The sequence below is a fragment of the Jatrophihabitans sp. genome, assembly GCF_035474675.1.
Taxonomy (GTDB): domain Bacteria; phylum Actinomycetota; class Actinomycetes; order Mycobacteriales; family Jatrophihabitantaceae; genus Jatrophihabitans_A.
Window position 1 is genome coordinate 1 of the sequence record NZ_DATINC010000080.1, and the last position, 18,098, is coordinate 18,098.

The 18,098-nt window shown below is 71.7% G+C and carries 21 protein-coding genes and 2 tRNA genes; 4 read left to right on the forward strand and 19 right to left on the reverse strand.

The genetic code is table 11. The features are described from left to right. The 4 genes from VLJ82_RS09810 to VLJ82_RS09825 all read right to left on the reverse strand — a co-directional run. Nucleotides 1-411 (reverse strand): ATP-dependent Clp protease proteolytic subunit (locus VLJ82_RS09810; protein ID WP_408663161.1); only part of this gene is annotated, 411 nt, incomplete at its 3' end. 15 nt (nucleotides 412-426) lie between these two features. Further along, complete coding sequence (locus VLJ82_RS09815; RefSeq protein WP_408663181.1) at nucleotides 427-1,005, reverse strand: ATP-dependent Clp protease proteolytic subunit; 579 nt, start codon at nucleotides 1,003-1,005, stop codon at nucleotides 427-429. Nucleotides 1,006-1,208: 203 nt separating this feature from the next. Next, nucleotides 1,209-2,654, reverse strand: coding sequence for a trigger factor (gene tig / locus VLJ82_RS09820; RefSeq protein ID WP_408663162.1), 1,446 nt, complete (start codon nucleotides 2,652-2,654; stop codon nucleotides 1,209-1,211). Between the two features lie 100 nt (nucleotides 2,655-2,754). Continuing rightward, a tRNA-Pro gene (locus tag VLJ82_RS09825) sits at nucleotides 2,755-2,828 on the reverse strand. Between the two features lie 177 nt (nucleotides 2,829-3,005). Between VLJ82_RS09825 and VLJ82_RS09830 the strand changes: the two genes are divergently transcribed. Further along, nucleotides 3,006-3,076 (forward strand) — tRNA-Gly (locus VLJ82_RS09830). 31 nt (nucleotides 3,077-3,107) lie between these two features. Here the strand turns inward: VLJ82_RS09830 and VLJ82_RS09835 are convergent. The 5 genes from VLJ82_RS09835 to VLJ82_RS09855 all read right to left on the reverse strand — a co-directional run bounded on the left by VLJ82_RS09835 (nucleotide 3,108) and on the right by VLJ82_RS09855 (nucleotide 6,214). Continuing rightward, a complete protein-coding gene (locus VLJ82_RS09835) occupies nucleotides 3,108-3,296 on the reverse strand; it encodes a hypothetical protein (RefSeq protein WP_408663163.1) in 189 nt (62 codons plus the stop codon). Nucleotides 3,297-3,347: 51 nt separating this feature from the next. After that, on the reverse strand, nucleotides 3,348-3,602 hold the full coding sequence (locus tag VLJ82_RS09840) for a hypothetical protein (protein ID WP_408663164.1): 255 nt from the start codon (nucleotides 3,600-3,602) through the stop codon (nucleotides 3,348-3,350). Continuing rightward, on the reverse strand, nucleotides 3,599-4,279 hold the full coding sequence (locus VLJ82_RS09845) for a GAF domain-containing protein (RefSeq protein WP_408663165.1): 681 nt from the start codon (nucleotides 4,277-4,279) through the stop codon (nucleotides 3,599-3,601). Before VLJ82_RS09845 ends, VLJ82_RS09840 begins: the two co-directional genes overlap by 4 nt. Before the next feature lie 136 nt (nucleotides 4,280-4,415). Continuing rightward, nucleotides 4,416-5,180, reverse strand: a complete 765-nt coding sequence (locus VLJ82_RS09850) for an ANTAR domain-containing protein (protein WP_408663166.1) — start codon at nucleotides 5,178-5,180, stop codon at nucleotides 4,416-4,418. Nucleotides 5,181-5,323: 143 nt separating this feature from the next. Then, nucleotides 5,324-6,214 (reverse strand): PhzF family phenazine biosynthesis protein, encoded by an 891-nt coding sequence (locus VLJ82_RS09855; protein ID WP_408663167.1) that lies wholly within the window; start codon nucleotides 6,212-6,214, stop codon nucleotides 5,324-5,326. Between the two features lie 371 nt (nucleotides 6,215-6,585). Between VLJ82_RS09855 and VLJ82_RS09860 the strand changes: the two genes are divergently transcribed. Beyond that, complete coding sequence (locus tag VLJ82_RS09860; RefSeq protein WP_408663168.1) at nucleotides 6,586-7,482, forward strand: phosphatase PAP2 family protein; 897 nt, start codon at nucleotides 6,586-6,588, stop codon at nucleotides 7,480-7,482. Here the strand turns inward: VLJ82_RS09860 and VLJ82_RS09865 are convergent. Then, nucleotides 7,465-8,688, reverse strand: a complete 1,224-nt coding sequence (locus VLJ82_RS09865; RefSeq protein ID WP_408663169.1) for a PP2C family protein-serine/threonine phosphatase — start codon at nucleotides 8,686-8,688, stop codon at nucleotides 7,465-7,467. The two genes, VLJ82_RS09860 and VLJ82_RS09865, sit on opposite strands and share 18 nt — an antisense overlap. A gap of 110 nt (nucleotides 8,689-8,798) precedes the next feature. Between VLJ82_RS09865 and VLJ82_RS09870 the strand changes: the two genes are divergently transcribed. Further along, nucleotides 8,799-9,191 (forward strand): hypothetical protein, encoded by a 393-nt coding sequence (locus VLJ82_RS09870; protein WP_408663170.1) that lies wholly within the window; start codon nucleotides 8,799-8,801, stop codon nucleotides 9,189-9,191. A gap of 32 nt (nucleotides 9,192-9,223) precedes the next feature. Here the strand turns inward: VLJ82_RS09870 and VLJ82_RS09875 are convergent, their stop codons facing one another. The 3 genes from VLJ82_RS09875 to VLJ82_RS09885 all read right to left on the reverse strand — a co-directional run bounded on the left by VLJ82_RS09875 (nucleotide 9,224) and on the right by VLJ82_RS09885 (nucleotide 10,773). After that, nucleotides 9,224-9,685 carry a ribose-5-phosphate isomerase gene (locus VLJ82_RS09875; protein WP_408663171.1) on the reverse strand — a complete coding sequence of 154 codons (462 nt, stop codon included), beginning with the start codon at nucleotides 9,683-9,685 and terminating at the stop codon, nucleotides 9,224-9,226. Between the two features lie 82 nt (nucleotides 9,686-9,767). Beyond that, entirely contained in the window at nucleotides 9,768-10,112 is a 345-nt protein-coding gene (locus tag VLJ82_RS09880; protein WP_408663172.1) for a DUF952 domain-containing protein, read from the reverse strand. Nucleotides 10,113-10,149: 37 nt separating this feature from the next. Beyond that, nucleotides 10,150-10,773, reverse strand: coding sequence for a DsbA family protein (locus VLJ82_RS09885; protein ID WP_408663173.1), 624 nt, complete (start codon nucleotides 10,771-10,773; stop codon nucleotides 10,150-10,152). A 99-nt stretch (nucleotides 10,774-10,872) separates the two neighbouring features. Between VLJ82_RS09885 and pepN the strand changes: the two genes are divergently transcribed. Next, nucleotides 10,873-13,524, forward strand: a complete 2,652-nt coding sequence (gene pepN, locus VLJ82_RS09890) for an aminopeptidase N (protein ID WP_408663174.1) — start codon at nucleotides 10,873-10,875, stop codon at nucleotides 13,522-13,524. A 23-nt stretch (nucleotides 13,525-13,547) separates the two neighbouring features. Here pepN and VLJ82_RS09895 read toward each other — a convergent pair whose 3' ends face one another. The 6 genes from VLJ82_RS09895 to VLJ82_RS09920 all read right to left on the reverse strand — a co-directional run bounded on the left by VLJ82_RS09895 (nucleotide 13,548) and on the right by VLJ82_RS09920 (nucleotide 17,989). Then, the gene (locus VLJ82_RS09895; RefSeq protein WP_408663175.1) at nucleotides 13,548-13,754 is read right to left on the reverse strand and encodes a hypothetical protein; all 207 of its coding nucleotides are present in this window, start codon (nucleotides 13,752-13,754) and stop codon (nucleotides 13,548-13,550) included. Beyond that, nucleotides 13,751-14,317, reverse strand: coding sequence for a hypothetical protein (locus VLJ82_RS09900; RefSeq protein ID WP_408663176.1), 567 nt, complete (start codon nucleotides 14,315-14,317; stop codon nucleotides 13,751-13,753). The genes VLJ82_RS09895 and VLJ82_RS09900 overlap by 4 nt, the downstream gene beginning before the upstream one ends. A gap of 164 nt (nucleotides 14,318-14,481) precedes the next feature. Next, nucleotides 14,482-15,747 (reverse strand): class I SAM-dependent methyltransferase, encoded by a 1,266-nt coding sequence (locus VLJ82_RS09905; RefSeq protein ID WP_408663177.1) that lies wholly within the window; start codon nucleotides 15,745-15,747, stop codon nucleotides 14,482-14,484. Beyond that, on the reverse strand, nucleotides 15,744-17,183 hold the full coding sequence (locus VLJ82_RS09910; RefSeq protein WP_408663178.1) for an FAD-binding oxidoreductase: 1,440 nt from the start codon (nucleotides 17,181-17,183) through the stop codon (nucleotides 15,744-15,746). Before VLJ82_RS09910 ends, VLJ82_RS09905 begins: the two co-directional genes overlap by 4 nt. Nucleotides 17,184-17,262: 79 nt before the next feature. Then, nucleotides 17,263-17,727: a DUF5130 family protein gene (locus VLJ82_RS09915; protein WP_408663179.1), complete on the reverse strand. Its 465-nt coding sequence runs from the start codon at nucleotides 17,725-17,727 to the stop codon at nucleotides 17,263-17,265. Beyond that, nucleotides 17,717-17,989, reverse strand: a complete 273-nt coding sequence (locus VLJ82_RS09920; protein WP_408663180.1) for a hypothetical protein — start codon at nucleotides 17,987-17,989, stop codon at nucleotides 17,717-17,719. The genes VLJ82_RS09915 and VLJ82_RS09920 overlap by 11 nt, the downstream gene beginning before the upstream one ends. Nucleotides 17,990-18,098 lie beyond the last annotated feature (109 nt).

Consider the following 18,098-nt stretch of genomic DNA (forward strand, 5'->3'; position numbering starts at 1 on the left):
GAACCGCTTGCCCTTGGTGCCGGCCGCCAGCAGGACCGCGGCGGCCGAGGCGGCCTGGCCCATGCAGTAGGTCTGGATCTCGGGCCGGACGTAGCTCATCGTGTCGTAGATGGCGGTCAGCGCGGTGAACGAGCCGCCCGGGGAGTTGATGTAGATCAGGATGTCGCGGTCCGGGTCGGTGGACTCCAGGCAGATCAGCTGGGCGATCACGTCGTTGGCCACCACGTCGTCGATCGGCGCGCCGAGGAAGATGATGCGCTCCTCGAAGAGCTTGTTGTACGGGTTGGACTCCTTCATGCCGTAATTGGTGCGCTCGACGAAGGACGGCAGCACGTACCGGCTGGAGGGCATCCGGGCGGCGGAGGCCGGCGTGTTCCAGCCGGCGCGGCCCGGGGTGTAGAGCTCGCTCATGTTCGGTGGGTCTCCTTAGGCCGGGGCGGGGGCGGAGCCGTTGCTCATCTGAGCCACCCGGCTGACCACGTGGTCGACGAATCCGTACTCCAGCGCCTGCTGAGCGGTGAACCAGCGGTCGCGCTCGGAGTCGGCCTGGATCTGCTCGACGGTCTGGCCGGTGTGCTCGGCGATCAGCCGGGCCATCTCGGCCTTGGTGAGCTTGAACTGCTCGGCCTGGATCGCGATGTCGGAGGCCGTGCCGCCGATGCCGGCCGACGGCTGGTGCATCATGATCCGCGCGTGCGGCAGGGCGTAGCGCTTGCCGCGGGCGCCCGCCGAGAGCAGGAACTGCCCCATCGAGGCGGCCATTCCCAGGGCGTAGGTCGCCACGTCGCACTCGACGAACTGCATGGTGTCGAAGATCGCCATGCCGGCCGTCACCGAGCCGCCCGGGGAGTTGATGTAGAGGTTGATGTCGCGGGTGGAGTCCTCGGCCGACAGCAGCAGCAACTGGGCGCACAGCCGGTTGGCGATGTCGTCGTCGACCACCTGGCCGAGGAAGATGATGCGGTCGCGCAGCAGCCGGTCGTAGATCGAGTCGTTGAGGTTCATGCCCGCGCCGGGGCTGCGCGCCTCGAGGATCCGGATCGGCTCCGAACGAGCGCCGGCGCCGGCACGGTCGAACCCGGCATGCTGGCCGCGCTGGGCGTCAAAGGGGCTCACTGGCGTTCCTTCCGTCAAGAGTGGATCTGACTCGACCCTAATGGCCCGCTCCGACACTCTGGGCTGTCAGGCGGTGCCGTTCGCTCAGGGCGTCAAACCCGGCTCTGCTCGCCGGAGTCCTCAACGCCGGAGTCGGAGTCCTCGATGCCGGCGTCCGCCTCGTCACCGGTGGCCGCCTCTTCGATCGCGTCCTCCAGCTCCTCCAGCTCGGCCTGGCCCTGCGGGGTGGACAGCGCCGACAGGTCCACCGGGTTGCCGGAGGCGTCGGTGACGCTGGCCGACTCCAGCACCGTGGCCAGCGCCTTGTTGCGCCGGACGTCGGCCACCAGAGCGGCGATGTTGCCGGCCTGCACGATCTGGTCGGCGAACTCCTGCGGCGCCATGTCGTAGCGCTGGGCCTGCCGCACGATGTACTCGGTCAGCTCGGCGTCGGAGACCGAGACCGCCTCGGCGTCGGCGATGGAGTCCAGGATGAACTGGGTCTTGACCGCCTTCTCGGCGACCTCGCGCAGCTCGGCGGTGAACTCCTCCCGGGTCTTGCCCTGCGACTCCAGGTACCGATCGAAGGCCGCGTCGTCGTGACCGAGCTGGTGCACCACGTCGTGCTCGCGCCACTCGATCTCGGCCTGCACCGCCGACTCCGGCAGCGGCACCTCGGTCTGGGCGACCAGCAGCTCCAGCACCTTGTCGCGGGCCTCGGCGCCCTGGCCGAGCACCTTCACCCGGTCCAGCCGGGTCCGCAGGTCGGCTCGCAGCTCCTCGACGGTGTCGAACTCCGAGGCCAGCTGGGCGAAGTCGTCGTCGGCCTCGGGCAGCTCGCGCTCCTTGACCGAGTTGACCACGACGGTGATCTCAGCGTCCGAGCCGGCGTGCTCGCCGAAGGCCAGGGTGGAGGAGAAGGTGGCCGACTCGCCGGCCGACTTGCCCAGGATCGCCTCGTCCAGACCCTCGACCAGGTTGCCGGAACCGACCTCGTAGGACAGCCCCTGCGCCGAGCCGCCCTCCACCTCGACGCCGTCGACGGTGGCGGTCAGGTCCAGGGAGACGAAGTCTCCGGTGCGCACCTCGCGCTCGACCCCCTTGAGGGTGCCGAAGCGGGCCCGCAGCTGCTCGAACTGCTCGGCGACCTCGTCGTCGGTGACCGCCGCGTCCTCCACGGTGACGGCCAGCCGGTCGTAGCCGGAGACGGAGATCTCGGGACGGACGTCCACCTCGGCGGTGAAGGCCAGCCGCTGGTTGTCCTCCAGCGTGGTGACCTCGATCTCGGGCTGGCCGAGGGCCTTGACGCCGGTCTCGCGCACCGCGTCGGAGTAAGCCTTGGGCAGCGCCTTGTTGATCGCCTCCTCCAGCACGGCGGCCCGGCCGATCCGCTGGTCGATGATCCGGGCCGGCACCTTGCCGGGGCGGAAGCCGGGCACCCGAACCTGGGATCCGATGGCCTTGTAGGCCTCGTCCAGGCTGGACTTCAGCTCGTCAAACGGCACCTCGACCGCGAGCTTCACACGGGTCGGGCTCAGGTTTTCGACGCTGCTCTTCACGGTGTGCTCTTTCGCTCCTCGGTGGCTGGCTCAGCGGTGTCGGGCGGTGTGCCCGGGTCGTTCTCGATGTGACGGTGGAACGCGTGCGTGGGCACGCCCGTCGGGGTGACAGGATTTGAACCTGCGGCCCCTCGCTCCCAAAGCGAGTGCGCTACCAAGCTGCGCCACACCCCGGCACCTGATCCAGGCCGTGAGGGATCGCGGTCCCGGCATGGCAGACGTACCGAACGGCCAGTGTACGGGTGTCGGTCCGGCCCCCGGAGACGCGCTAGGCTGTCGGGGCACTCGCGGATCCCCCGGGCGGGCCGGCCTGGCCCGTGGTCTCGACGTCCGGCGGAGTTCGCGAGCGTTGCGGGCGTAGCTCAATGGCAGAGTCTCAGTCTTCCAAACTGATTATGCGGGTTCGATTCCCGTCGCCCGCTCACGTTGCCCGGCCCTGCGGCCGGCCCCTCCTCAGCCCTTCGGCTCGGGCGAGGTGGAGGCCTTGCCCTCGTCGTCCTCGCCCGGCTGCTCGCCGGTCAGGGCGTTCTCCACCCCGCTGCCCAGCGCAGCCCCGGGGCCACCGAGGTCGTCGGCGCCGCCGGGCCGCTCGGTCGGGTCCTCGGCGGACGGCCGGTCCTCGGGTCGGGACTGCTCGGTCATGGCTGCTGCCCTGCTTTCCTCGGGTAGCCGGCCGGCACGGCCGGCTGCTGCTCAGTCGACGGTCGCGGTGTCGCGGTAGGCGACCGGGTGGTCCTGGCCCTGTTCCAGGAAGTACTCGTTGAGGGCCTGGGCGATCAGGTTGTGCTGGTAGGCATCGGGCAGCAGCAGGCCGAGCACGTAGGCCTCGAGCTCCAGCTCTCCGACGGTGCCGCTGACCGCGATGTAGCGCAGCCACAGCTCGGAAAAGGTCATGCCGGACAGCTGCATGCCGTCGAGCAGGCTCATGCCGGACTCGGTGGAGGTCACGGCTGCGCTCCTTCGGAGTCCCGCACGACCTCACGGGCGAGGTCGAAGATGCTGCGGGCCTCGGTCCGGGAGCGGTGCATCAACATCGTCAGGGCGTCCGGACGGCTCACCGACCGCGAGTCCATCAGGGCGGTCTCGGCGGCGGTGATCAGCTGGGCCTGGTCCCGGGCCGCGGCGAGCCGGGCGGACGGCACCACGCCCCCGGGCTCGGTGGCCGCCGGGCGGGACAGCACCGTCGAGATGCACCGGGCCAGCAGGCTGGCGACCGCCTGCGGGCGTTCGGCGTCGAAGGCGTGCCGCGAGGAGCCGTAGAGGTTGATCGCCGAGGGCCGGGCGGTGCCGGTCAGCGGCAGCGAGATCGAGCTGCGCACCCCCCGCTCGACGGCCGCCTCGGTGAATCCGGGGAACCGGGCGGCGTCGGTGGCGGCGTCGAAGTCGTGGTAGCGGTGCTCACGGGCGGCCGCCATGCACGGTCCGTCACCCGACCGGTACTGGGCCTCGTCGAGGTCCAGCGCCAGCCCGCCGGAGGACACCGGGGTGAAATAACGCTCCCCGTCGAGGGTGGTGATGCTGCAGCCGATCGCGTCCGGTGCCACGTCGTGGCCGAGGGCCACCGCCTGGCGCAGCAGCGCCTCGGTATCGGGGGCGGCATCGGGTTGCGACGCGGCGCGCAGCAACTCCGCCCACTGTCGGCCTGTCGTCGCTAGCAAGCGGACCTCGCAAGGGGTTTGAGCGTGCCCAGCACCAACCCGGTCGACAGCCGGCCGCTGCGGCCGGACAGCCAACACTTTTCGGGCTCCGACGACCCGTACGTCAGCCCGGGGGTTGAACCCCTGCCCGGGCCGGTAAGGGCGGCAGCTCAAGGATACCGGTCTCGCTGACTCCGCGCGCCACATCCACCAGCTTGCGGTGCGAGTTCTGGCTGGCCAGCCGGAGCAGGTCGAAGGCCTCCTGCTGGGTGATCTTGTACCGGTTCATCAGCACCCCGACGGCCACCCCGATCCCCCGGTTGCTCTGCAGGGCGCGCTCCAGGTGCTGTACCTGCTCGTGCAGCCGGGCGCCCGCGATCGCCAGCGAGGCATGGGTGGCGAGCAGCACGGCTACCGTCTGGTCGCCGGAGTCGAAGGCGTCGGGATGCACCGAGTACAGGTTCAGCGCGGCCACCAGGTCGTCGTCCTCCAGGAACAGCCGCACCGAGAGCATGCTGCAGATGCCGTGCTCGGCGTTGGCCCGGCGGCCGAACTCCGGCCAGCGCCGGTCGGTCACCAGCGAGCCGGTGCGGTAGATCTCCTCCTTGATGGCGGCGTCCACGCACGGCCCGCTGTGCAGGTCGTACTGGATCTGGTCCACCTGCAGAGGGACCTTGCTGGTGCTGCCGACGGTCTCGAACCTGCCGTGCCGGCCCCGGCTGATCGCCGCGTGCTCGGCTCCGGGCACCAGGTCGACGGCGCGCTGGCAGACCAGCCCCAGGGTGGCGTCCAGGCCGTGGTCGGACAGCAGCTCCTGGCCCAGCCGGGCGAACAGGCCGGCCAGCTCGCCGAGGTAGTCGGGGGTCCACGTGCTTTCCTCTAGCGCCATGGCCAGCTCACTTTCTGCGGTGCGGTCCGGCGCTGAGTCGCATCGGAGGTGCCGAGCAAGTGTGCACCCTGGTTCGGTCATGGCAAAGCTCGGAACCTAGGCACCGGCCCCGTCCGGACAGACCGCCTAGGAGCCGGCCCTGCTCAGCGGTCGGGTTCGGAGATCGGCCGGACGGTGCCGGTGACCCAGACCGAGGCCTGGTCCGGGTGCAGCTCGACGGCCAGTTCGCTCGGCCGGCCGATCTGCTCGCCCTGCAGGATGCGCAGCCGCACCGGCGGCCGGACCACTCCGAGGGCGGCCAGGTAGCCGCCGTAGGCCGCGGCCGCCGCGCCGGTGGCCGGGTCCTCGACCACGCCGCCCACCGGGAACGGATTGCGCGCCAGGTACTCCTGCGGGCTCACCTGGTACATCACGCTCACCGTGGTCCAGTCCTGCTCGCTACACAGCGCCTGCAGCGCGGCGAAGTCGTAGCTCATCGCCTCCAGTTCGGCCCGGTCGGCCAGGTTCAGCACCAGGTGCCAGGCGCCGGCGTAGCAGAGCATCGGCGGCAGCCCGGGCTCCAGCACGTCGGTCGACCAGCCGAAGCAGTCCAGCGCCCGCTGCAGCAGTTCGGCCGGCAGCTGGCGCTGGCGGGGCGGCACGCTGGCCAGCCGAGCCCACCACTCACCCGACGGGTGCTGGCCGGTCCGCACCGCCACCGGGCCGGCGGCGGTGTCCAGCTCCAGGTCGCCGCCGCCCAGGACGCTGCCGAGGGCTGCCCCCAGCGCGACGGTGGCATGGCCGCAGAACGGCACCTCGGCCAGCGGGGAGAAGTAGCGGACCCGGTAGTGGCGGCGGCCCGGTTCCGGCGGGCCGTCGGTCACGAAGACCGTCTCGGAGTAGCCAACCTGCTCGGCCAGGGCCCGCATCTGCTGCTCGTCCAGCGCCCGGGCGTCGAGCACCACCCCGGCCGGATTGCCGCCGGCGCCGTCCCGGGCGAAGGCGCTCAGCCGCAGCACCGCCGGCTGCTCAGGGGTCGGCCCGGGGTTCGCCATCGCGCACCACCCCTTCTCGCGGACCGTTCGATCTCCGGACCGGCCGGGTACGTCTTCACCGGCCGGCCCGTGCGCCTGCACCCTAGCGCCGGCGCGCGCCGGCCCGACATCGCGTACGGGCCCGACGTACGTGCGGCTCGACACCCGGTACGGGCCCGGCATCGGGTACCCGGCCCAGCATCGGGTACGGGCCCGGCATCCTGCGGGATTGACTCGATGTCGGCACCCCCTGCCACAATCGGGCAAGCCGGTGCGGGTCGCCCTCCCGCTGCCGTGCCATTGCCGCCGCGCCCGCTGCGACACCCGCCGACCGCGCCGGCGGGGAGGGCGTCGGTGTCACGGGGAAGAGGTGGAATGTGTTCGAATACGGTATGAGCTCGCGCCGCGGCGAACCCGGCCTGGCCGGTCGTCCGCGGCCGGGCCCGGCCGCCCAGGCGTTCGCGCCGGTCCGCCGCCCGCGGATCATCGGCGAGCTGCTGGTGGTGCTGCTGTTGCTGCGTGCCTACGACATGGTGCGCAGCCATGCCGAGGTGCGCGAGGTGGCGGCGTTGCGGCACGGCCGGCAACTGCTCGACGTCGAGCGCTGGCTGCACATCAACATCGAGCTGTCGGCCAACCTGTGGACCACCCAGCAGACGGTGCTCTCGTTGCTGGCCAGCTACTGGTACCAGTTCGCCCACCTGACGGTGACCATCGGAATGCTGGTGTGGTGCTGGTGGCGGCGGGCGCACAGCTACCGGCGGGCGCGCAACGCGCTGGTGCTGACCAACGTGTTCGGCCTGACCATCTTCCTGCTCTACCCCGCCGCGCCGCCACGGTTCCTGCCCGGTTTCGGCTTCGTCGACGCGGTGGCCGACGCCGGCTTCGGCGCCACCCACGGCGGCCCGGTGACCGCCGACCAGTTCGGGGCGTTCCCGTCCCTGCACCTGGCCTGGGCGGTCTGGACCGCGGTGGTCGCCTACCGGCTGGTCCGCTCCCCCGTGCTGCGCCGGCTGTGGCTGTGCTACCCAGTGGTCACCGCAGTGGCGGTGGTGGTGACCGGCAACCACTACCTGCTCGACATCCTGGCCGGCGGCCTGATCGCCCTGGGAACGCTGGCCATCGCCCACTACCTGCCCGCGTTCCGGCAGCAGCCGGGCCCCGGCGGTTCCGCCAGTTCTGGCGGTTCTGGCGGCTCTACCGAGGCCGGCCGGGGAAACCCGACCCGGCCCAAGAGCCTGTTCGGTTCCCGGGACGGTGAGCTGGTCCGCTCAGGACCCGACCGGTAGCAGCCGTCCGGCGCCGCGGTGCCCGGCCGGTGGAGTTGCGGCGGGCCGGTCCGCCGGTTGGCGCTGGATCACCACCAGGGTCCGGTCGTCGGCGAGGGTGCTGGGCACCTGCTCGATCAGCAGGCCGGCCAGCCCCGCGCCGCCCGGCCGCTCGGCAGCCAGCGCCTCCACGCTGCCCATCAGCCGCCGGGTGCCGGCCTCGAGGCCGGCCGCACGGTCCTCGACCACCCCGTCGGTGTAGAGGAACAGCGCCTCCCCCGGTTGCAGCACGTCGCGGTCGAGCACCCCGGTGACCGTCGGCACCGCGCCGAGCACCGTTCCGGCGGCCGCCGACGTCCGCCACGGCGACGGCGTGCCCGGCCGGTAGTGCAGCGCCGGCGGATGGCCGGCCACCCGGACCCGGTACTCGCCAGAGTCCAGATCCAGCTGGAGGTAGACCGCCGAGGCCAGCCCGACCGATCCCTGCTGGCGGGCCAGGTAGTCGTTGACGGCGGCCAGGAACTGCTCGGCGGGCACCGAGCCGAGCAGGCCGCCGACCGCACCGGACAGCAGCAGCGCCCGGGGCCCGGCGGTGATGCCGCAGCCGGCGACGTCGATCACGGCCAGGTGCAGCACCTGGCTGGTTCCCTCGCACACCAGCCGGTTGGCGACGAAGTCACCCGACAGCACCGCTCCGTGGGCCGGCCGGTGCTGGATGTCGACGGTCCAGCCGGCCGGCACCGACGGCACCCGGGCCTGCACCAGAGCCCGGTCCCGGATCAGTCCCAGCACCGTCTCGGCGCTGACCTGGCGCAGGCCCAGCCGGTCCCGGTGCCGGGCGCGCAGCGCGCCGACCAGCCCGACCAGCGCGGTCACCGCGACCAGCGCCATGCCGGGAGTGGAAAGCCTGCTCCAGTGCCCGTCGCGTACTCCGGCGAGCGCCACCAGGCCCAGGCAGCCGGCCGCGGTGGCCAGCAGGGCCAGCATCCAGCGCAGGCTCAGCAGCAGCGAGGACAGCACCGCCACTACGACGGCCACCGCCATCACGTCGAGCTCGGCGTTGCGGGCCAGCAGCGACCAGCCGGTACTTCCTGCCAGCGCGATGCTGGTGAGGGTGGCGACCGCGGGTTCGGACAGCCGCCGGGCCCGGGCACCGCACCAGCGGGCCAGATCCAGGCAGCCACGCAGGGCGGAACTGCTCCGGCTGGTCGGGATGGCCACGGTCATGGTGGGCTCACCGTAACCGAGCCGCGACGTCACTGGTAGCGAAGCGGTATCGATCCGTTACGGACCGTGCCCGGTTTCGCCGCGTGTGACCGTTCGGGCAGGATGAGCGCATGACCACCCCGCCGGAGCGCCCGCACCGCCGCCGGCGCCGAGCTCGCCGGCCGGCCGCCGAGGGCGCCGCCGAGGCCGGTTCGCCGGCGTCGGCGCAGGACCGACCGAACGGCCCCGAGGCCGGCCCGGCCGAGCACCGGCGCGCCGAGCCGGGCACCGGACGCCGGGGGACGGGCGGCCGCAACTCCGGCCAGGACGACCACCACGGCAACCACGGCCGGGACTCCGAACGCGGCTGGCGCGAGCTGGCCGGCAGTTCCCCGTCCCAGGTGGGCCTGTCCGGCGCGCTGCGGGCCCGGGACGTGGCCCGGCCGACCCCGGCGGACCTCGCCGCCGCCGAGCGCTCGGTGGTGCTGGTACGCCGCGGCTGGCAACCTCCTCCGGAGGGCTGAGGAGGGCAGGCCGGCTCAGGCCGGCAGCAGCCTCACTCCGGCAGCGTCCCGGTCTGCTCGAAGGCAGCGAGCATGCCGATCCGCCGGACGTGCCGGGGATCGGCGGAGAAGTCGGTGTTGACGAACGCGTCCACGATCGAGAGCGCCGCGTCCTGGCTGTGCATCCGGGCGCCGAGGCCGAGCACGTTCGCGTCGTTGTGCTGTCGGGCCAGGATCGCGGTCGGCAGGTCGTAGCCGAGCGCGGCCCGGATGCCGGCCACCTTGTTCGCGGCGATCTGCTCGCCGTTGCCCGATCCGCCCAGCACGATGCCGAGACTGCCCGGGTCGGCGACCACCCGCTGGGCGGTGCCGATGCAGTAGGGCGGGTAGTCGTCCTCGGGCTCGTAGCTGTGCGGCCCGCAGTCGACGACGTCGTGGCCGGCGTCGGCCAGGTGCGCGGCCAGCACACCCTTGAGCTCGAATCCCGCGTGGTCGCTGCCGAGGTAGATCCGCATGGGCGCCATGGTGCCAGCACCCCCGCTTCTCGGCCTGCCGGGGTCCTGACGAGTGTCGGCCAGGACCCCGGCCGGCCCTGGTTCAGTCAGTGTCCGGCGAGAAGCCGAACCCGCCGTCCGGCGCCCGGCTCAGCCGGTGCTCGGCCACCGCGGCCGCCACCGGGATCTCGCCGTAGACGTGCGGGAAGTCCTCGTCCGAGCCGTACAGGTCCTCCTCGACCACCGGGGACGGCAGCCGGGCCGGATCGACCTCGATCACCAGCAGGTCGGTCCGGTCGCGGAACCGGGCGTTGGCGGTCCGGGCGACCTGGTCGCGGTAGGAGAAGTGCACGAAGCCCTCCTGCTCCAGCGACGGCGGGCGGTAGCTGCCCAGGGCGCAGGCCGCCCGCCAGTCCGGCTCGGCCACGATGTGGAAGATCGCCGTCATCGGCACTCAGGGTCGACCGGGCACACGACCGGCGCGCTCAGTCGAACCGCGGGGACTCGGTGCGGGTCCGCTTCAGCTCGAAGAAGTACGGGTAGCCGGCCAGCAACCGGGTGCCGTCCCAGACCCGCAGGGCCTCCTCGCCGCGCGGGATGCGGGTCAGCACCGGGCCGAAGAAGGCCACCCCGTCGACGTGGATCACCGGCGTGCCCACCTCGAAGCCGACCGCGTCCATGCCCGCGTGGTGGGACTTGACCAGGGCGTCGTCGTAGTCCTGCGAATCCGCGGCGTCGGCCAGCGACTCCGGCAGGCCGGCCTCGGCCAGCGCCTCGACGAGGGCCTCCCGGTCCAGCTCGCGGCCCTGGTCGTGCCGGCGGGTGCCCAGCGCGGTGTAGAGCGCACGCAGGCTTTCGGTGCCGCTGTGCTGCTCGGCGGCGATCGCCACCCGTACCGGTCCCCACGCCTTGTCGAGCATGGTGCGGTAGTCCTCCGGCAGGTCCCGGCCCTCGTTGAGCACCGACAGCGACATCACGTGGAAGTTCAGGTCGAGGTCCCGGTGCTTCTCGACCTCCAGGATCCAGCGGGAGGTCACCCATGCGAACGGGCACGCCGGGTCGAACCAGAAATCGACCTTCGCGCGGCTCTCGGTTACGTCCGTCGCCATCACACAGCCCCTAATCTGCTAGCTAGGTATGAAAGAATGCCTTCATTCAGCGGCTCACCCGCCTAACGGCGACAACCACCTTGTGAGGAGTGGCATTCCGTGTCCAGTGTGCGCCCCGCGACTACCGGCCCGTCGGCCGGCGGTCCCGAGTCCTACCGCATCGACGCCAACACGGTCCGGATGCCCAACCTCACCCGGGAGGACGCCCGGCACCGCGCCGGGTTGCTGCAGGTGGACAGCTACGACGTGGCGCTCGACCTGACCGACGCCGAGGGCGGCCCGAGCGAGCGCACCTTCCGCTCGCGCACCACCGTCACCTTCAGCGCCAACCAGCCCGGCGCGTCCACCTTCCTGGACGTGATCGCCGAGCGCTTCCACGAGGTGAGCCTGAACGGGCAGCCGGTCGACGTCAGCGGCTACGAGCCGGCGGACGGCATCGTGCTGCCGGAACTGGCCGAGCACAACGTGGTGGTGGTCGACGCCGACCTGCTCTACACCACCAACGGCCAGGGCCTGCACCGGTTCGTCGACCCGCTGGACGGCGAGGTCTACCTCTACAGCCAGTTCGAGACGACCGACTCCAAGCGGATGTTCGCCTGCTTCGACCAGCCCGACCTCAAGGCCACCTTCACCCTGCACGTCACCGCACCGGCGCACTGGCAGGTGGTGTCCAACGGGGTGGTGACCGAGGTGGAGGACGACGACGAGACCAAGACCGTGCACTTCGCCACCACGCCGCGGGTGAGCACCTACATCACCGCGCTGGTCGCCGGCCCCTACTTCAGCGCCACCGACTCCCACGACGGCGTCGACCTGGGGCTGTACTGCCGCGCGTCGCTGGCCGAACACCTCGACAGCGAGGAACTGTTCACCATCACCAAGCAGGGTTTCGACTGGTACCACCAGAACTTCGGGCACCGCTACCCGTTCGGCAAGTACGACCAGTGCTTCGTGCCCGAGTTCAACGCCGGCGCGATGGAGAACGCCGGGTGCGTGACCGCCACCGAGGACTACATCTTCACCAGCCGGGTGACCGACGTGCGCCGCGAGCGCCGGGCCACCACCGTGCTGCACGAGCTGGCCCACATGTGGTTCGGCAACCTGGTCACCATGCGGTGGTTCGAGGACCTCTGGCTGAACGAGTCCTTCGCCGAGTGGGCCGGCAACACCGCCCAGGCGCAGGCCACCGCGTGGCCCGGCATCTGGACCACCTTCGCCACCACCGAGAAGGCCTGGGCCTACCGGCAGGACCAGTACCCCTCGACCCACCCGGTGGCCTGCGAGATCCCGGACGCCGAGGCGGTCGAGGTCAACTTCGACGGCATCACCTACGCCAAGGGCGCCAGCGTGCTCAAGCAGCTGGTCGCCTACGTCGGGCTGCCGCAGTTCCTGGCGGGGCTGCGGCAATACTTCGCCGACCACGCCTACCGCAACACCACGCTGGCCGACCTGCTCGACGCGCTGAACGCCACCTCCGGCCGGGAGCTGTCCGGCTGGTCGAAGCTCTGGGTGGAGACCAGCGGCATGAACACCCTGTCGGCGGACTACCAGCTCGACGCCGAAGGCCGGTTCAGCTCGTTCGCGGTGCTGCAGGACGCGCCGCGCGACACCTCGCCGGACAACACGCTGCGCCCGCACCGGCTGGCCATCGGCCTGTACCGCTACACCGAGGACGGCCGGCTGGTCCGTACCGACCGGGTCGAGGTGGACGTCGACGGCGAGCGGACCGAGATCGCCGAGCTGGTCGGCCGGACCCGTCCGGACCTGGTGCTGCTCAACGACGACGACCTGACCTACTGCAAGCTGCGGCTGGACCCGCACAGCATGCACACTCTGCAGAGCGGCGGGCTGGCCGCGCTGGAGGACTCGCTGGCCCGCACGCTGTGCTGGTCGGCGGCCTGGGAGATGGTGCGCGACGGCGTACTCGCCACCCGGCACTACCTCGACCTGGTCAGCTCCGCGGCCGGCACCGAGTCGGTGATCAGCGTGGTCCAAACGGTCGCCAAGAACCTGCTGCTGGCGCTGGAGATGTACGCCGATCCGGAGTGGGCGACCGGCGCCCGGGTGCGCTTCGGCGAGCTGGCGCTGGCCAACGCCCGCGCCGCGGCACCCGGCTCGGACCACCAGCTGGCCTGGGTGCACGCGCTGCTCAACGCCGGCGAGCAGCTCGACGTGGTGGCCGGGCTACTGTCCGGTGCCGAGCAGCTGGACGGGCTGGTGGTCGACACCGACCTGCGCTGGCTGATGCTGCGCGCCCTGGTGGGCGCCGGCCGGGCCGGCGAGGCCGAGATCGCCGCGGCCGCCGCCGAAGACCCGTCCGCGTCCGGTGCCCGGCACGCCGCCACCGCCCGGGCCCGGATCCCCACCGCCGAGGCGAAGGCGGCGGCCTGGCAGCTGATGATCCACGACTCGGAGCTGTCCACGGCGATGCGGCGGGCGGTGATGACCGGCTTCCGCGACCCGTGGCGGCCGGACCTGCTGACGCCGTACGTGGACTCCTACTTCGCCGAGGCAGCGGGCCTGTGGGACCGGCTCACCACCGAGACCGCCCGGTACATGATCATCGGGCTGGTGCCGACCTGGTCGGACGCGATCGACGAGCGGACGGTGCGGCTGGCCGAGGAGTTCCTGGCCAACACCAGCCACCCGGCGGCGCTGCGCCGGTTGGTCGACGAGGGCCGGGCCGACATGGTCCGGGCGCTGCGGGCCCGGGCCGCCGACACCGAGAACGCCACCGCGGACGGCGACTGAGCGGCGCGCCGACCTCGGCGGGGTCAGCGGTGTCCGCTGGTTCGGGGTACTCGTTCCAGGAGATCGACCGGGAGCGTCAGCAGCTTGTACAACGGCTCCTCGTCATCGCTGGGAATCTCGATCTCGAGGCGGGCGTAGAACTCACCCGGGAAGAGGCTCAGCACGGTGCCCGCGATCTTGTCCCGGCCCCATGGCACGAGGATCCGGTCACCTGGCTCGAACTCGGTCATGACGGGCTCCACGGATCGACGGCCGGAAACAGGCCGATCAGATGGTCCCAAAATATCTCGTCCAGCGCACCGGCATAACGATCCAGGCAGGCGTGTGCGGCGTCGACATAGCCGATGGTCGGGCGGATTCCCCGCTGGGCGAGGCGGCGCAGCCTGTCCTGGTCGCCGTGGGTCAGGGCATTGCGCAGCTGGACAAGCTCCTTCAGCAGCCTGGCATCGCTGTCGTGCGTGGGGTTTCTGGCCAGCAGCTGGGAGCCGAGCGACGCGATACCCAGGCGCTCGGCGTCCTTCCGCACGGTGTCCAGGTGCGGATTCCCGCGATCTATCCACCGGTCGCTGGACATTGCCGAGGTCAGTCGGGTCTGGTGCTGGGCGAGACTGCCGGAACCGCGCACCAGGGTGCTGGTTGCCAGGTCCAGCAGGTCCCGGACGAAGCCCTGGAACTCCGTCACGATCCGCAGCACCAGAGCGTCGTTGATCTGTTGGGCTCCCGTCCCCGGTGGCCGCCCGGCTCGGGGTTCTGGATTGCCGAGCAGGGCGTGGGCCCGGCGCAGCTCGGTCACGTTCGCCCACCTGGCCGTCCGCCAGCTGAGCAACGCCGGCGATCCGCGGTAACCCGACACCGGCGAAGCACACCACGACAGCGGTCGCCTGCAGGGGCGCCCGCCACGATTGTGGAAAGCCCGATCCGGCGACAGAACGCCCTTTCGAATTCGGGCTGTTCGGGCTAGGAGCCCCAGGTCGGACGGAGCGGGAAGGACGCCTCGCCGGACTCGGGAACCTTCACCGCCAGCACCTGGTGCAGCTGGATGCCGTTGGTCTCGAAGCCCAGCCGGGAACCGGCCATGTACAGCCCCCACACCCGAGCGGTGGGCTCACCGACGTCGGCGACGCAGGCGTCCCAGTTGCGCACCAGGTTCGCGCACCAGTGCTGCAGGGTCAGCGCGTAGTGCTCGCGCAGGTTCTCCTCGTGCCGCACCTCGAGGCCGGCGTCCTGCGCCTCGCTGATGATCCTCCCCGAACCGGCCAGCTCGCCGTCGGGAAAGACGTAGCGGTCGATGAACTGGCCCGGCATCGGGCTCTGCTTGTTGTCGGTGCGGGTGATGCAGTGGTTGAGCAGCCGGCCGCCGTCGCGCAGCTTGCCCTTGAGGAAGGCGAAGTAAGCCGGGTAGTTGCGCACCCCGACGTGCTCCATCAGCCCGATCGAGCTGACCGCGTCGTAGTCCGATCCCGGCGCGTCCCGGTAGTCCGAGTGCAGGATACGCACCTGGCCGGCGAGTCCTTCGCGCTCCATCCGCGCCGCGCCCCACTCGGCCTGCGCGGCCGACAGCGTCACGCCCACCACCTGCACCCCGTAGTGGGTGGCCGCGTGCCGGGCCATGCCGCCCCAGCCGCAGCCGACGTCGAGCAGCCGCATGCCCGGTTCCAGGCCCAGCTTGCGGGCCACCAGGTCGAACTTCTCCTCCTGCGCCTCCTCCAAGCTCGCGTCCGGCTTGGGGAACACCGCGCAGGTGTAGGCCATCGAGGGCCCCAGCACCTTCTCGTAGAACTCGTTGGACACGTCGTAGTGCTTGCCGATCGCCGAGGCGTCCCGGTCGCGGGAGTGCCGCAACCCCTCCATCACCCGGCGCCAGCGGGGCAGCGACTCCTGCGCCGGCGGCTCGGGGGGCAGCAGGTTGCGCCAGCCCATCTCGCGCAGCAGCACGCCGGCCTCGCGGGGCGTCGGCCGGCGGAACCGCCAGCTGCCGAGGCTCTTCAGCGCCTCGTACGGATCGCCGGGGTGCGCGCCGTGCAGCACCAGATCGCCCTGCACGTAGGCCCGGGCCAGCCCCAAGTCGCCCGGCGCGGTGGCCAGGTAGCGCAGCCCGCGCTCGTTGACCAGCTCCAGGGTGAACGCGGCATCCGCCGGGCCGAACGCGCTGCCGTCATAGGCCTGCAAGCGCATCGGCGCGCCCTCGACGGTCAGCATCGACACCAGATCGGCGATCTTCATCTGCGTCCCACCGCTTTCTCGTACAGCCCGGTCAGCCGGTGGCCGGGATCGTATCTGTCCTTCAGCTCGGCGTAGGTCTGGCCGCCGTACATGGCGGCGAACGTCTGCCGGTCGTAGTAGGCGTCGGAGTACAGCGACTTGTGCCCGGCGTGCTCGGCGACCGCCGCCTCCACCAGCCGGTTGACGTCGCCGTCGGCGCGGCCGGCAGCGATCGGCACGGTGCCCCAGAACCCCACGTTGACATAGACCTGGCCAGGCGTGAGCGGGTAGAGCGGCCAGGGCTTGGCCGAATCGTGCCCGCCGCCGGGCTGTCCCGCGTCCTGGGCACGCGCCGGCTCGCGCAACGTCAGCGGACACAGCCACACCGGCGACATGCCGACGTGCTCGGCGAACCAGCGCAGGAAGGCAGCAGTGCGCCGCACCGGGATCTCGACGTCCTGCACCACCCGCTCGGTCGGCGGCCGCCGGCGGATCCGGTCGAGCTTGGCGGCGACTCCGAAGCGGTGGTCCAGCGAGATCAGCCGGTGGTAGAAGTCGCTGCGCCGGTACCGGGCCGGCCACAGCCGGCGGATCACCGGGTGCTGCACCCCGAACGCGCCCGAGCACCAGAACCAGTCGGTGTCCCAGCGCCACAGGTAGTCAGAGACCGTCAGGCAGTCCCGCTGACGGGCCGGGATGGAGCGGTAGTAGATCTGCTGGCCGGTGTAGTCGCTGGCCCCGGCCATCCCTGATTCGGCGGGACTGTCCACCCAGCGGCCGAGGCACAGGTAGGCCTCGTCGACGCTGAACATCACCCCGTCGAGGAAGTCGACCGGCTCGCCGTCCCAGCTGTGCTCGGTGCTGATCGTCGCGATGGCCGCCGCCAGCGCCTCCAGGTCGGCGAACCGGACGTTGCGCAGCCCGACGTACGGGCGGACCGGGTCCAGCTCGACCAGCAGCCGGACGGTGTAGCCGAGGCTGCCGTAGGAGTTCGGGAAGCCGTAGAACAGGTCGGGGTACTGGGTGCGGCTGACCGTGCGAAGCTCTCCGTCGCCGGTCAGCACGTCCATCTCGAGCACCGCCTCGTGCGGCAGGCCGTTGCGGAAGGACGAGGACTCGATGCCGAGCCCGGTCACCGCGCCGCCCAGGGTGATGGTCTTGAGCTGCGGCACCACCGTGGGCATCAGCCCGTGCGGCAGGCACTCGGCCACCAGCCGCTCGTAGGTGCACATGCCCTGCACCTCAGCGGTGCGCGCGACCGGATCGATCGCGATCACCCCGTCCAGGCCACTGACGTCCAGGCCGGCCTGGGGCTGGTCGGTGCGCGGCCGGAACAGGTTCGAGGTGCGCTTGGCCAGCCGCACCTGGGCGCCGGCCGGAATGGCGGCGTAGGAAGCGGTGAGCGCGGCGACCGCCTTGGCGTGGGCTCGGGCGCGGTCGGGCAGCGTGGCGGTCATCGCCCTCCAGCTTATTCCAGATGATTTAGCTGACTAAGCAACGCGCTGACGCCCGGTCCCGGGCGGTCCGGCTGCCGGCTCAGGCAGCGCCGGCGGCGTCGGCGAGCTGGCGGAGGCCGGTGACGATCCCGCCGGTCAGGTCGCCGTTGGCGAACGAGCCCCGCATCGCCAGCGCCGCCAGGGCCGCCACCCGGTTGGGGATCCGGCGGGCCGAGTCGCCGCCGGTGACGATCTCCAGCCGGCGCTGGCCCGGTGAGACGGCCACCAGCACCGGTGCCGGGTGCCGGTCGGCGAGCTTGGCGAACATCGCCTCGGCGGTGGCCCGGCTGGCCGGGCCCAGGTCGCCGACGTAGACGCTGAACAGCAGGCCGGTCTCGCGCGATGCCAGCGTCAGCGCCTCGTCGATCCGGGACAGCTGGGCCGGCTTGAACGGCCGGTCCACGCCGACGGAGGTGTCCCGCCTGGTGGTCAGGTCCTTGGCGCGCGGGTCGGCGTCGTACGGGTCGAGGGTCCGTTCCCGGGAGTCGGGCAGATCACCACTCACCGCTGGCACCTCCGCTCGCGGTCACGGTCTCGGCGACCTGGCCGGGAAGCGCCCGGCCGTCCAGGGCAGCCGGCGGCAGGCTCGACACCGGAGCCGGGTGCCCGGGATGCGGCAGGTACCAGACCGGCTGGAACTGCCACGGGTTGCCCGGACGGTAGCGGGGCGTGCGCACGGCGGCCCGGCCGTATACCAGCGCGGCGACCACCACGATCACCGCGGCCGGGACGCCGACGAAGATCAGTGCCGTCTCGACGATGCTCATACGCCTTCCTCCGCTAACCCTGTGGGCACACGGTATCGAAGCACTCAGGCCAGCCACATTGCCGGGTGCCGGTCCGCCCACGGCGCGGCGGCCTCCAGTTGCGCCGACA

Coding starts and splice junctions, on each gene's coding strand:
- VLJ82_RS09815 (WP_408663181.1), bottom strand. CDS start 1,005: ATGAACCTCAACGACTCGATCTACGACCGGCTGCTGCGCGACCGCATC.
- VLJ82_RS09905 (WP_408663177.1), bottom strand. CDS start 15,747: ATGAAGATCGCCGATCTGGTGTCGATGCTGACCGTCGAGGGCGCGCCG.
- VLJ82_RS09860 (WP_408663168.1), top strand. CDS start 6,586: ATGAGCTCGCGCCGCGGCGAACCCGGCCTGGCCGGTCGTCCGCGGCCG.
- VLJ82_RS09850 (WP_408663166.1), bottom strand. CDS start 5,180: ATGGCGCTAGAGGAAAGCACGTGGACCCCCGACTACCTCGGCGAGCTG.
- VLJ82_RS09920 (WP_408663180.1), bottom strand. CDS start 17,989: ATGAGCATCGTCGAGACGGCACTGATCTTCGTCGGCGTCCCGGCCGCG.
- VLJ82_RS09895 (WP_408663175.1), bottom strand. CDS start 13,754: ATGACCGAGTTCGAGCCAGGTGACCGGATCCTCGTGCCATGGGGCCGG.
- VLJ82_RS09910 (WP_408663178.1), bottom strand. CDS start 17,183: ATGACCGCCACGCTGCCCGACCGCGCCCGAGCCCACGCCAAGGCGGTC.
- VLJ82_RS09880 (WP_408663172.1), bottom strand. CDS start 10,112: ATGACGGCGATCTTCCACATCGTGGCCGAGCCGGACTGGCGGGCGGCC.
- VLJ82_RS09870 (WP_408663170.1), top strand. CDS start 8,799: ATGACCACCCCGCCGGAGCGCCCGCACCGCCGCCGGCGCCGAGCTCGC.
- VLJ82_RS09875 (WP_408663171.1), bottom strand. CDS start 9,685: ATGCGGATCTACCTCGGCAGCGACCACGCGGGATTCGAGCTCAAGGGT.
- VLJ82_RS09865 (WP_408663169.1), bottom strand. CDS start 8,688: ATGACCGTGGCCATCCCGACCAGCCGGAGCAGTTCCGCCCTGCGTGGC.
- VLJ82_RS09835 (WP_408663163.1), bottom strand. CDS start 3,296: ATGACCGAGCAGTCCCGACCCGAGGACCGGCCGTCCGCCGAGGACCCG.
- VLJ82_RS09855 (WP_408663167.1), bottom strand. CDS start 6,214: ATGGCGAACCCCGGGCCGACCCCTGAGCAGCCGGCGGTGCTGCGGCTG.
- VLJ82_RS09885 (WP_408663173.1), bottom strand. CDS start 10,773: ATGGCGACGGACGTAACCGAGAGCCGCGCGAAGGTCGATTTCTGGTTC.